At 60.9% G+C, this 12056-nt stretch carries 10 protein-coding genes and 2 pseudogenes; 6 read left to right on the top strand and 6 right to left on the bottom strand.

The genetic code is table 11. The features are described 5' to 3' along the window. Nucleotides 1-947 (top strand): ComEC/Rec2 family competence protein (locus tag ACK59L_RS12010; protein ID WP_409273805.1); only part of this gene is annotated, 947 nt, incomplete at its 5' end. 759 nt (nucleotides 948-1706) lie between these two features. Then, complete coding sequence (locus tag ACK59L_RS12005; protein ID WP_409273803.1) at nucleotides 1707-2585, top strand: EthD domain-containing protein; 879 nt, start codon at nucleotides 1707-1709, stop codon at nucleotides 2583-2585. Between the two features lie 134 nt (nucleotides 2586-2719). Here ACK59L_RS12005 and ACK59L_RS12000 read toward each other — a convergent pair whose 3' ends face one another. From ACK59L_RS12000 to ACK59L_RS11975, 6 genes are all read right to left on the bottom strand, one after another. Next, nucleotides 2720-3490, bottom strand: a complete 771-nt coding sequence (locus ACK59L_RS12000) for an amino acid ABC transporter ATP-binding protein (RefSeq protein ID WP_409273801.1) — start codon at nucleotides 3488-3490, stop codon at nucleotides 2720-2722. 88 nt (nucleotides 3491-3578) lie between these two features. Continuing rightward, on the bottom strand, nucleotides 3579-4319 hold the full coding sequence (locus ACK59L_RS11995; RefSeq protein WP_230382576.1) for an amino acid ABC transporter ATP-binding protein: 741 nt from the start codon (nucleotides 4317-4319) through the stop codon (nucleotides 3579-3581). After that, a complete protein-coding gene (gene argH, locus ACK59L_RS11990; protein WP_409273799.1) occupies nucleotides 4316-5818 on the bottom strand; it encodes an argininosuccinate lyase in 1503 nt (500 codons plus the stop codon). Before argH ends, ACK59L_RS11995 begins: the two co-directional genes overlap by 4 nt. Continuing rightward, nucleotides 5788-6507, bottom strand: coding sequence for an amino acid ABC transporter permease (locus ACK59L_RS11985; RefSeq protein ID WP_058605676.1), 720 nt, complete (start codon nucleotides 6505-6507; stop codon nucleotides 5788-5790). The genes argH and ACK59L_RS11985 overlap by 31 nt, the downstream gene beginning before the upstream one ends. A gap of 7 nt (nucleotides 6508-6514) precedes the next feature. Continuing rightward, on the bottom strand, nucleotides 6515-7177 hold the full coding sequence (locus tag ACK59L_RS11980; protein ID WP_023534227.1) for an amino acid ABC transporter permease: 663 nt from the start codon (nucleotides 7175-7177) through the stop codon (nucleotides 6515-6517). Nucleotides 7178-7189: 12 nt separating this feature from the next. After that, the gene (locus ACK59L_RS11975; RefSeq protein ID WP_409273796.1) at nucleotides 7190-8035 is read right to left on the bottom strand and encodes a transporter substrate-binding domain-containing protein; all 846 of its coding nucleotides are present in this window, start codon (nucleotides 8033-8035) and stop codon (nucleotides 7190-7192) included. 227 nt (nucleotides 8036-8262) lie between these two features. Here ACK59L_RS11975 and ACK59L_RS11970 point away from each other — a divergent pair, with 227 nt between their 5' ends. The 4 genes and pseudogenes from ACK59L_RS11970 (at nucleotide 8263) to ACK59L_RS11955 (ending at nucleotide 11974) form a co-directional block, all read left to right on the top strand. Continuing rightward, nucleotides 8263-9186, top strand: coding sequence for a LysR substrate-binding domain-containing protein (locus tag ACK59L_RS11970; RefSeq protein WP_409273794.1), 924 nt, complete (start codon nucleotides 8263-8265; stop codon nucleotides 9184-9186). Between the two features lie 493 nt (nucleotides 9187-9679). Beyond that, nucleotides 9680-10294, top strand: a pseudogene (locus ACK59L_RS11965) (PAS domain-containing methyl-accepting chemotaxis protein); the annotation flags it as partial. 39 nt (nucleotides 10295-10333) lie between these two features. Next, nucleotides 10334-11116 (top strand): annotated as a pseudogene (locus ACK59L_RS11960) (MCP four helix bundle domain-containing protein); the annotation flags it as partial. Further along, nucleotides 11111-11974 carry a methyl-accepting chemotaxis protein gene (locus ACK59L_RS11955; RefSeq protein WP_409273809.1) on the top strand — a complete coding sequence of 288 codons (864 nt, stop codon included), beginning with the start codon at nucleotides 11111-11113 and terminating at the stop codon, nucleotides 11972-11974. The pseudogene ACK59L_RS11960 and the gene ACK59L_RS11955, both read left to right, overlap by 6 nt. The last annotated feature ends 82 nt before the right edge of the window (nucleotides 11975-12056 follow it).

Here is a 12056-nt window from a genome sequence, read left to right as displayed (position 1 = left end):
CGGCGGTGTTGGCAGACGCCGGTAGGGTTGTGGTTATCGATACTGCCGGAAAAACCCACCTTCAACGCTTTCTGGATCAAGCGGATCTGACTCAGCTTGACTTGGTTGTTATCTCGCATACCGATGCTGATCATTTGGCTGGCTTGATAACTCTTCTATCTAACCCTAAATATTCAGTAAAAAAGCTAATCATTAATCCTGATTCGATCAAAACTTCAATGCTCTGGGAAGATGTGCGGTATTTAATAGATGACCAGATGCGTAATGATCAGTTGTTGGTTGAGTATGGGATAAGTTCCTGTAGCCCATATCAGTGGTGTGAAGTTACAGATGATCTCCATCTGCAGGTTGTTTCCCCGTCGCCTGCGATGGTATTGTCAGGGCCGGGGCAAACGCTCCCGAAAGATAGTCGTAAGTTAACTAGTAACTCTGTAAGTATCGTGCTTCGAGTTATGTTTAAAGGTGAGCCGCTAGCTCTGCTCACAGGGGATATGGATCGAATTGCTTTAGATCAGATACTCAGGCATTCAGTTGATGTGAACGCTAAGTATTTGGTTTTTCCTCACCATGGCGGATTGCCAGGTGAAGGGGCGGCGGATTCTTTTACGACTGATTTGTTGGGGGTCGTGAAGCCGGAGTCCATTATTTTTTCGAATGGGCGGGTTAAATTTAATAACCCCAATCCAGAAATTGTTAGTTCGGCATTGCGTCTGATTCCAACTGTTAACATCCTCTGTACTCAACTATCCAAGATATGCTGTGAAAGACAAATGGCGAGGGATGATTATCGTCCCAGTAGCTATTCAGCAGGCAGTGAAGATAGCCTCTTTTGCGCAGGGACAGTTGAGATTGACATGAGTACTCAGAAACTGAATGACGTTGTCGCAGCCGCACATCAGAATTTTGTTGGCGGTTTGCCTAACTCACTTTGTGTCAAAAAGTCTTGAGAGTAGTGGTGCCTCTTGGCCCATCTGTATTGGTTTTCCTGCCGCTGAGATAAGTCGTACGGAATTTCAGGTGGAATGCCGGCCAGATGATCCATCGTGCTGGTCGTCACGCCTCGTGAGGATCGATTCTACGACACGCTATGAGACGAGGTTCGTGGTGTTGAGGGCGGCTTCACGATCTTTCGACTGCGACCTACAACGCGTGAGGCTCTCAGGAGCGGGCCTTTGATGTAGTGCCCGTTACCTCGCAATGTGAGGTGATCGGTTCTTTCAACTTTTCGAGAAGAAGGCGCTACATGGATGGTACAAAAATGGTACCAGCCATGAAGCTTGCTGCTGAACGCGGCGTATACATGGCCCTGTAGGGAAAACTTGCCCAATCCATCATGGGGGGCAATAGAAAACGTCTCACTTACCGTATCCATTGGGCTGGCCGCGTTTTCTGGCGTTTCGGGGGCGCACTCGAAAATCTCTCGGTTACTAGTGTCTAGCGCTTTTGGCTGACAGGTCACTGCCGTCCCCTCACAGAGGGGCCCCAGTTAGCCAAGTCTAGTGCTCAGACCACGATCAAGCGCAAAAACGTGAATTCTATCAGGTCTGCTACTCCGTAAGTCCCTGTTGACTGCACCTCTCGGCCGGGAAACCTCTCGATCTGTTAAGCCAAATTACCTCTTGCCAAGTCACGACGAGCTTGACTGAACGCCATCCCCACAGGCGGCTCTGACTCTAAACATCCCGCAAGCTCAACAAGGTCAAGCCATGACGATCACCCTCAACAGCTACACCACCGTCAAAAGACGCGAACGTGTCCCTCACGCGATCTTCGCCCACTACTGGCGCGACGTGCACGGCCCGTTGTGCTCACGGCTGCCAGGGCTGGGCTTGTACATCCAGCACCACTTCTCGCGCACTCAGGACGCGCACCTCTGGCCATTGGCCGAGGGCGTGGGAGAGATCGCAGACTACGAACTCGATGGCGGTGTAGAGATCGGCTTCAAGTCCGCCGATCAGCAGGAACGCTTCAAGCAAGCCAGCCCGCTACTGTTTTCGGACGAGCAGAACATGTTCGACGAAACGCTCGCGTACGATTTGCCCCAGGGATCGATGATGGTGGTGAATCGGCTGGCGGACGAGCGCCTCAATGGGCTCGATCATTCCGACCGGATTCATGTGCACATGAGCCCGCGACAAAGCCTTGAAGATCTGCAAACGTATGTGCGCGACAAACTCGCGCCGACCCTGGCGCAGGATGCCTCGGTATTGAAAGTGCAACTACACCTGTGCGCCCCGTTCCAGAACGATGGAAATCACCCACCGGCGCCAGATGTGGCGCACACGGCCACGCCAGCGCGTGCCGAACTGGTAATCATGGAAGTCGCCTTCGGAAACCCTGTAGCCCGGCGCCGGTTTTTCGAGGGGCAGGTGTTCAAGGGGACGCTGGCGGATCAGGCCCGGCACATTGGAAGTTTGAAGGCGTTCGCGGTCAGTGGCGTGTACAGCTACGTGGTCGATGGGGAAATGACCACGGCCGGGCTGCGCGGCAGCCGGGCGGCGGAATTGATCGAGTACCTCGGCGCGATCAATCAACTGGAAAGTGAAGTAGAGGCAGTATTCAAAAACGTGGAAGCAGCAGGTTAAGCTGCTCCAACATCCAATACGTGCGGGGCATGCCTGCGGGAAATGCGCGGCTCGGTCCAATCGCTGAAAGCCAGAGCGGGTCGTCGCTGATATTCCCGTTTGCTGCACAGTCGGCGCCCAAGGGGCGCCCCTGTTCAATGCAACACCTGACTCAAGAACAACCGCCCTCGCTCACTCTGAGGGCGCTCGAAAAACACCGCCGGTGCGGCCTGCTCGACCACCTCGCCCTGGTCCATGAACACCACCCGGTGCGCCACGGTCCTGGCGAAGCCCATTTCATGGGTCACGCACACCATGGTCATCCCGTCCTCGGCCAGGCTGACCATGGTGTCGAGCACCTCCTTGACCATTTCCGGGTCCAGTGCCGAGGTGGGTTCGTCAAACAGCATGATCTTGGGTTTCATGCACAGCGCCCGGGCAATCGCCACGCGCTGCTGCTGGCCGCCGGACAGTTGGCCGGGGTACTTGTGTGCCTGTTCAGGAATACGCACCCGCTCCAGGTAATGCATCGCCAAGGCTTGCGCTTCGTGGCGCGGCATCTTGCGCGCCCACATGGGCGCCAGGGTGCAGTTCTGCAGGATGGTCAAATGCGGAAACAGATTGAAGTGCTGGAACACCATGCCGATTTCGCGGCGGATGGTCTCGACTTGCCTCGCGTCGTGGGTCAGCTCGACGCCCTCGACCACGATGCGGCCCTGCTGGTGTTCTTCGAGGCGGTTCAGGCAGCGAATGGTGGTCGACTTGCCTGAGCCGGACGGGCCGCACAGCACGATGCGCTCACCTGGCTGCACGCTGAGGTTGATGTTCTTGAGCACATGGAAGTTGCCGTACCACTTGTTGACGTTCTCCATCTGGATCATGGGTTGGATGCCCGGTGTATCCAGGGATGGGGTCGCTTCGTTCATCTGAAATACTCCTGGCTGGCGCGCAGACACGCTTGGCCGGTGCAAGCGGGCGCTGGCTGCGGGAAGAAGGGTTGAACACGCTGTTCGTTCAGTGCAGGACGCTTTGCAGAAACTGCCGGGTGCGAGCCTCTTTCGGCGCGCTGAAGAGCTGGGATGGCGGCCCGGTCTCGATGACCTTGCCGGCGTCGAAGAACACCACGCGGTCGGCCACTTCGCGGGCGAAGCCCATTTCGTGGGTGACGACGATCATGGTCATGCCCTCGGCCGCCAGGCCCTTCATGACATTGAGCACGTCGCCGACGGTTTCCGGGTCCAGCGCAGAGGTGGGCTCGTCGAACAGCATCAACTTGGGTTTCATCGCCAAAGCGCGAACGATCGCCACCCGCTGCTGCTGGCCGCCGGACAGCTCGGCCGGGTAATGCCCGGCCTTGTGCCGCAGGCCGACGCGCTCGAGCAAGGCCAGGGCGTGGGCCTGGGCTTGCGCCTTGGTTGCGCGCCTGAGCTTGACCGGGGCGAGCATCATGTTGGCCAGCACCGTCATGTGCGGGAACAGCGTGTAGTCCTGGAACACCATGCCCACGTCCTCGCGTAGCCGGGCCAAGGCCTTGCGGTCTGCCGCACGCGCCTGATCGCCATCGCCAACCACCACGGTGCCCTTGGAGGGCGGTTCCAGGCTGTTCAGGCAGCGGATGAAGGTGGACTTGCCCGAGCCGCTGGGGCCGATGATGACCACCACCTCGCCTTGGCGCACGTCCATGTCGACGCCCTTGACCACTTCATGGGGGCCGAAACTTTTATGCAGGTCGCGAACCGTCAGGATTGTGCTCATAGGCCCGCCTGTGCCCGGGTCAGGGCTTGCAGGTTGAGATCGGCCGCGCTCATGCGCTCGCGGCGCTGCTGGTTGGCCGTACGCTCTGCGCTCAGGCGCTTGCTGGCGCGGGCCAGGCTTGGCATCAAGGACCCAAGCGAGGGGCCGCCGGCAGAGCTGCGGCCCTGCACGTTGCTGGCCGGGTCCAGGCAATCACGCACCTTCTGCTCGGGTAGGTGCAGGGCATGGTTCAGCTGCTCCAGGGCGCAGGCGTCGATCATCTGGGTGGTTATCCGATTGGCCGGCAGGCCCTGGTCCATGGCCATGCGCACCACGCCCCCGACCACATGGTGGGCTTCGCGGAACGACAGGTCGACCTCGCGCACCATCAGGTCGGCCAAGCCGGTGGCGGTGGAAAAATCCTCACCGGCGCGGCGTGCCGCCACGTCACTGTTGGGGGTGGCGGTGCGCAGCACCAGGTCCAGCAGTTTCAGGCAGCGCAGGCTTTCTTCGGCAGCCTCCCAGAAGCCCCGTGTCCCTTCGCGATTGCCGTCGCCGGTATGGGAAAAATTGGTGCCCTTGATGGTCACGCTCGCACCCATCAGCAGGCCGACGATATGGCCACTGCGGCCCTTGAGGTACTCCAGCACGGTGGGGTTCTTCTTTTGCGGCATGATGCTGGAAGTGGCAGCGACGCTGTCGGGGAAGTCGATGAGGTTGAACTCATGAGTACTCCACACGAAGTAGTCCTGCGCCACGCGGCTCCAGAACACCGCCAGGTTGCTCAGGTGCGACAGGCTTTCGAGCAGAAAATCCCGCGAGCCTATGGCATCCAGGGCATTGTCCAGGTAGCCGTCGAAGCCCAGCAGCTCGGCGGTGCGGGCGCGGTCGATGTCGAACGGCGTGCCGGCGAAGGCGGCTGCTCCAAGCGGGCACTGGTTCATCGATTCCAAGGTCTGGGTCAGGCGTTTGCTGTCGCGCTCCAGGGCCTGTTCCACCGCACTCAGGTAATAGCCGTAGGTGATCGGCTGCGCCGGCTGAAGGTGCGTGTAGCCAGGCATCACCACTTCGGCGTACCGCTCGGCGCAGTCAAGGGCCGTGGCGCGTACCGTTGCCAACTCATCGATCAGGGCCATCAGCAGGTCGCGGCAGCGCAGGCGGTCGAGGGTGGCCAGGATGTCGTTGCGGCTGCGACCGGTGTGCAGGCGCCCGCCAATGTCGGCGCCGATCTGCTCGATCAGGTGGGCCTCGTAGTTGAAGTAGGCGTCCTCGCGCGAAGGATCCAGCTCGACCGCATCCGGGCCTGCCTGCTCCATGTCCAGCACACCCTTGGCCAGCACGCTGGCATGTTCGCCGCGGATCAGGCCTTGTTCGGCCAGCATCAGGATGTGCGCCTTGTTGACGTTACCCAGGTTCGCGAAGCCGCTGGCAAAGCCTTCCAGGCGCGGGCGGTAGATGTACTCGTTCACTTGCGGCGCGGTGCTTTCCTTCAGGCGCCGACTGACTTTGGATGCTTGCATGCTGGAACCTCTTCAGTGGAAGTACGTGCCGCCGGACGACCCAGACGACGTTCGAGATAACGGCTGAGCCAGGTCAGCGCCGAACAGATGACGAAGTACACCAACAGCACCACGCCGTAGACCGCGAAGGCGGGGCTCACGCCGGTCATGACGGTTTCCCGCTCGATGATGATCTGACCGACCTTGAGAAACTCCCCCACACCCACAAGGGCGCCCAGGGACGTGGCTTGCACCAGGATCGTCAGCAACCCGGTATAGGCCGGCAGGATGGCTTTCATCGACTGCGGCACAACCACATGCAGGTAGATCTGCCAGGGGCGCAGGCCCAGGGCCCAGGCACTTTTCCACTGATGCCTGGACACCGACTCCAGCCCGCCACGCACGATCTCGATGCCGTTGGCGCTTCCCCACAAGGTCAGGCCCACGGTAACGGCGGCGAAAGGGCTCAGGTCCACACCGAACATCGGCGCACCGAAGAAGATGAAGAACACGTTGACGATCAGCGGAATGGAGCGAAACAGCTCCACGTAGCCATGGATCGTCCACCCCAACAGGCGGTTCTTGACCGTGGCCAGCACGCCGAGCACGGCCGAGATCAGCGTGGTGAACAGCAGCACCACCAATGCCAGGTACAGGGTCATCAACAACCCTTTGCACACGAAGCTCCAGTTTTCGAGTAGGAAATTCATGGTCGCCTCACTGCCGGAAAGGGCGTTGCAGGTGGGCGGACAGCCGCGCAGTCATCAACGCGAGCACCCCCACCAGCACCAGGTACATGACGCAGATGGCCGTGAACATCTCGATGGCGCGAAAGTCCGTGGCGATGCGGTCCACTGCGACGAAGGTCAATTCCGCAAGGCCGATGGCCTGTAGGTAGGAAGAGTTCTTCAGCAGTGAGATCGCGGTGTTGAGCATCGCCGGCAGGCTGGTGCGAAAGGCGATGGGCATGGCGATCAGGGCAAAGTACTGCACGGGCTTGAGGCTCAGTGCCAGGCTCGCCTCGCGCATACCACGTTCCACCGTGGCCAGCCCGCCGCGGATGTTCTCGATCTGGTACGCACCGGCCCACAGCGACAGGCACACCACCCCCGACCAGAACAGCGACAACCCAAGCCCAATGGCCGGCAGGCCATAGAAGATGAAGAACAACTGCACCAGGATTGGCGTGTTGCGGATCAGCTCCACGTACAGCGCCACTGCCTGGGACAGCACCGGGATCTTCATGACGCGCACCGCCCCGCCCAGCACCCCGATCAGCAGCGAGCAGAGGATGGCCAGGGCTGTGATGCGCAGTGTCATCAGCACACCGTCGAGCAGGGCAGGCCATTGCTCGACCAGATAATGGACGTCGAACTCCATGATGGCGGCCGATCAAAGCGCTTCGGCAGGCTTGGCCTGCTCGAAGACGCTGATGTAGTAGCTTTGGATGTTTTCGGGTACGAACTGCTGCACCCAGTCTCGGAACAGGTGTTCCTCGCGCATGCGCAATACCGCCGCGCTCAGGAAGTCGCGCCACTGCGCTTCGTTCTTGCGCACGCCGATGGCGGCATCGGAGATCTGGAACGGTTGGCCTATCAGGCGGGCATCCTGGTCGTTGTCGGCGACTACCACGAGGGTGGCGGCATCGTGGGTGTAGGCGTCGGCGCGGCCCTGGCGAAAGGCTTGCAAGGCATCGGCGGCGCTGTTCATGCGCAGGGTCTTGACGTCGGGCATGTGGTCTTCGAACCATTTGGCCTGCACCGACCCTTTGAGCGTGGCGAGGGTCTTGCCCTTGAGGTCGGCAATCGTGCGGGCCGGGCTGTCCTTCTTTACCACCACGTCACTGGCGCCCCACCGGTAGGGCGTGGTGAAATCGATCACCCGTTGGCGTTCCGGGGTGACGCCCAGGGTGGCGATCAGCAAGTCCACCTTGCGCCCCAGCAGCTGCGGCACACGGTTTTCGGCGGTCACGCAGGTGAAGCTGACCTTGTCCTTCGAGCCTAGGGCCCATAGCGAAATCTGCTTGGCCATCTCGACCTCGACGCCGGCGAATTCACCCTTGTTGTCCTGGTAGCCATACGGTGGCTGGTCGCAGCGCACGCCAGCGCGCAGGTGGTCCGCCTCCCTGATGGCTGCGGGGACGGCGGGCAGGTCGGCGGCCTGAACGGTGGGTACCGCCGCCAACGACACGCACGTCAGGGCCAGTGCAGCGCTTAGTTTCTTATACGAGAACGACATGATGCCTCCTGATTACCGGGCTGCACCGCGCCACTGTGCGGGGGCGATGCGTGAGTACAAGGGCAGAGCTGAAGTGACGCTGGAGCACCGGTGTTATGTGTGTTGTTGCCGGTATGCGCTCGGGGGTATCGCGCTGCATCGGAGCAGACGTCGATGTGGTTGTAGTTATAAAATCTGCGCGTCATGCAATCAAATGACAATACATCAACCCGTCATGCAGAAATGATATGGCCATCAATTTCAAGCAGATCGAAACCTTCCGCGCGGTCATGCTCAGCGGCTCCATGACAGCAGCGGCGCAGGCGCTGCATACCTCCCAGCCCAATGTCAGCCGGCTGATCGCGCAACTGGAACGGGCCAATGGGTTCAAGTTGTTTGAACGGGTAGGGGGGCGTCTGCTGCCAACCGATGAGGGCGCGCAGTTTTTCGCCGACGTAGAGCGCGCCTTCATCGGGCTGCACAGCCTGGAAACCTCCGCCGAGCACCTCAAGCGCGGAGGTACCGGGCAATTGCGTATCGGCGCGGTGCCCTCCCTGACCCATGGTCTGCTGCCAAAGATCATCCAGCGCTTTCGCCAGCAGAACCCGCACGTTCATATTTCCATCCACACCAACGACTCGCCAAACGTGGCGCACTGGGCCGCGACCCGGTTCTGCGATGTGTGCCTGGTGTCCTATGTGGCCGAGGACATGCCGGGCGTGCAGTCCCAGATCATCTGCGATGTGCCTGGCGTGTGCATCTTCCCCAAGGGCCACCGGCTCGGTGCCTTGCAGGCCGTGACGCCTGCTGACCTCAAGGGCGAAGAATTCATTTCGCTGTCGCATACCGACGGCTCCCGCACGCGGCTCGACCGGCTGTTCGCCGAGGATGACCCGCGGGTGCTCAACCTGGACGCCACCCATGCCGCTACTGTGTGCTCACTGGTCGGGCTAGGGTTGGGGGTGAGCGTGGTCAGTCCGCTGGTGGCGGCAGAGTACTTGCACACCGGCATCGACATACGGCCGTTTACCCCGCAGTTGCGGTTCTACACGTATCTGCTCCTTTCATCCGACCGGCCTGAGAACGTGCTGACTCGACGGTTCCGGGTGTTGGCAGCAGAGATGTTGGGGGATGCGGCGCAGGCGTGCATCGCGGGCGGCGACGGGATTTGAGCTTCTCAGCTCAGATTGGCGGGGCCGGCGCGGGCTTGCCCGACTCCCTCCCATAATTGATATCGTAATGATGTCATTGCCGCGCAACCTTTGTCGTTGCGCCGCTGTCGTAGTTCGCACTACCGGTCAGGCAGCAGCGCTCGCATCCTGCGATGGCCATGCGTGAGCCGGTAACGAAGCCAGGGATTGGTCTTTTTCGTCTTCCTCCGAGTACCGACCCATGCTTCATCTTTTTCGTAACCGCGGCGAGCGCCAGGCGCTCACGCAGCTGGCTGCCTCCCTCCCGCAAACACACACTGACGGTGGCCGCACTGCCGCCAGTTGGACAGACGTGCAACGTGAATGGACCTCGCGTGAGTTGCATGCCGCTGAGCGTGAAGGCCGTATTGCCGAGCTTGAGCGCGAGCTGGAAAACGCCCGGTTGATGCTGGCCGAGGCCGACGCCAATGCGCGCGCCTCGGAAACCCGATTCGACCTGGTCAATCGTGCGTCCAGCGAAGGCCTGTGGGATATGGAAGTGGTGGCAGGTGACCCGGTCAACCCGCGCAACCGCTTCTGGTGGTCGCCGCAGTTCCGCCGTTTGCTGGGCTTCGAAACCGTCGAGGAATTCCCGGACGTGTTGGACAGCTGGGCCTCACGCCTGCACCCGGAGGACAAGGCCTACAGCCTGGAAGCCTTCCAGGCGCACCTGAACGACCGTACGGGCAAGACGCCGTTCGACATCAAGTACCGATTGAAAATGAAAAGCGGGGAGTACCGCTGGTTCCGCGCCCGTGGCCAGACCAAGCGCGATTCCTACGGCGCGCCGTTACGTGTGGTCGGGGCGTTGGTGGACGTGGACCGGGAGCATCAACAGTCTGCCATGCGTGAGACCGAAGCTGCGCACCAGCGCACCCTGGAATCCAACATCACCAAGCTTACCCAGATCGTCGGCACCATCCAGAGCATTGCCAGCCAGACCAACCTGCTGGCGCTCAATGCCGCTATCGAGGCAGCACGTGCCGGGGAGGCAGGCAGGGGGTTTGCGGTGGTGGCCGATGAAGTACGCAAGTTGGCCACGCGCACGACGGAGGCCACCGAGCAGGCGGCCGACATGATGCGCGGCTGACAGTTGGTTTTTCTCTCACTTCGTTCCAGGGTTTAACTCATGAATTGGTTCTACGATGCCAGGTTGTCGGTCAAGCTGTACCTCGCTTTCGCGCTGTGCGCACTGATCACCTTGAGTGTAGGAGTTGTCGGTAGCCAAGGAATCGGCTCGCTCTCGTCCAGCTTGCAGCTGGTGTTTTCCAACAACCTCGTGTCAGTGGCACAAGTTGCAGAGGCGCGTTTCAGTGCCATTGCCCAGAGCCGCGACCTTTACCGGCTTGTAGCGGCTACCGCAATCAATGCGCCCGAAGCTGAACGCGCTGCCATTCTTGCGTCCATGAAAGAAAACCGGCAGAGCAGCGAGCAGGCTTTCGCAATCTATCGAGCCACGCCTCTGGCCGATGATGAACGCCTTGCTGGCGATCGCATGGAAAAGGACTGGCCAGCCTACCAGGCCATCATGGATCGGACGGTAGCCACCATCGCACGAGGCGACTTGGCCGAAGCCAGGCAATTGATGGCCGGCGAATTGCACCAGGCATTTCGTACCGTGCTCGACGAATTGACCACAATGGTCGAGTCCAATAACCGGCAGATCGATGAAGGTGCGCGAGCTGCAAAACACAACGAGGCGATGGCCAAACTCAACCTGTACCTGGGTATCGGTGCGGCGTTCGTGGCCGCCATTTTGCTGGGTATGTTCATCAGCCGTGTCATCAGCAAACCGATCGCGCTGGCGGTCAATACGGCCGAGCGCATTGCAGGCGGCGACCTGAGCAAACCCGTGGCGACAGGTCACGCCGACGAGACCGGCCAACTGCTAAACGCCCTGGGGGTCATGCAGCAAGGCCTCAAGCGCACCCTGGAGCAAATCGCCAACGCAGCGGATCAGCTCGCCTCCGCGGCAGAAGAGCTCAACGCCGTCACCGATGAGAGCACCCGCGGGCTCACGCGCCAGAATGATGAAATCCAGCTCGCCGCCACGGCCGTCACGCAAATGAGTGCGGCGGTCGAGGAGGTAGCACGCAACGCCACCTCCACCTCCGAAGCCTCCCGGCAGACGTCCGAGGAAGCGGCCAGTGGCCGTGACCAGGCGCGCGAAGCCGTGCAGGCCATAACCAGCGTGAACAGCGAAATCGGACAGTCCACGGTCATCGTTGGGGAGTTGGCCGGTAGCGTGCGCGACATCGCCAAGGTGGTCGATGTGATCCGCGGCATTGCCGAACAGACCAATCTGCTGGCGCTCAACGCGGCCATCGAGGCGGCGCGGGCTGGCGAGCAGGGCCGAGGCTTTGCGGTGGTGGCAGACGAAGTGCGGGCATTGGCGGCGCGTACCCAGGCCTCAACGGGCGAGATCGAAGCCATGATCACAGGCGTTCAGGCCCGTGCCGACGATGCGGTCAAGGCCATGGGCAACAGCCGAAACCTGGCCGACAGCACCCAGGCCTTGGCCCAGGCGACTGGGGAATCGCTGGAGCGGATCGCCCGGAACATCGCCCAGATCAACGACCGCAACCTGCTGATCGCCACGGCGTCCGAAGAACAGGCCAATGTGGCCCGCGAGGTAGACCGCAACCTGATCAACATCCAGGACTTGTCGACCCAGACCTCGGCCGGTGCGCATCAAACCAGCGCATCCAGCCAGGAACTGTCCCGCCTGGCCATCTCGTTCAACGACATGGTCAGCACCTTCAAGCTCTGAACCGGGCGGAGACGGTCTGTAGCGTGTCATGCCCCGCCCACCGCAGTGGTGCACTTACCTGCGGTGGGCGGCGCGAGGGCTT

The sequence above is a fragment of the Pseudomonas sp. KCJK9111 genome (genome assembly GCF_046231935.1).
Lineage (GTDB): Bacteria > Pseudomonadota > Gammaproteobacteria > Pseudomonadales > Pseudomonadaceae > Aquipseudomonas > Aquipseudomonas parafulva_B.
The sequence above is the reverse complement of the archived record's forward strand: the minus strand, read 5'-3'. Positions and strand labels throughout refer to the sequence as shown.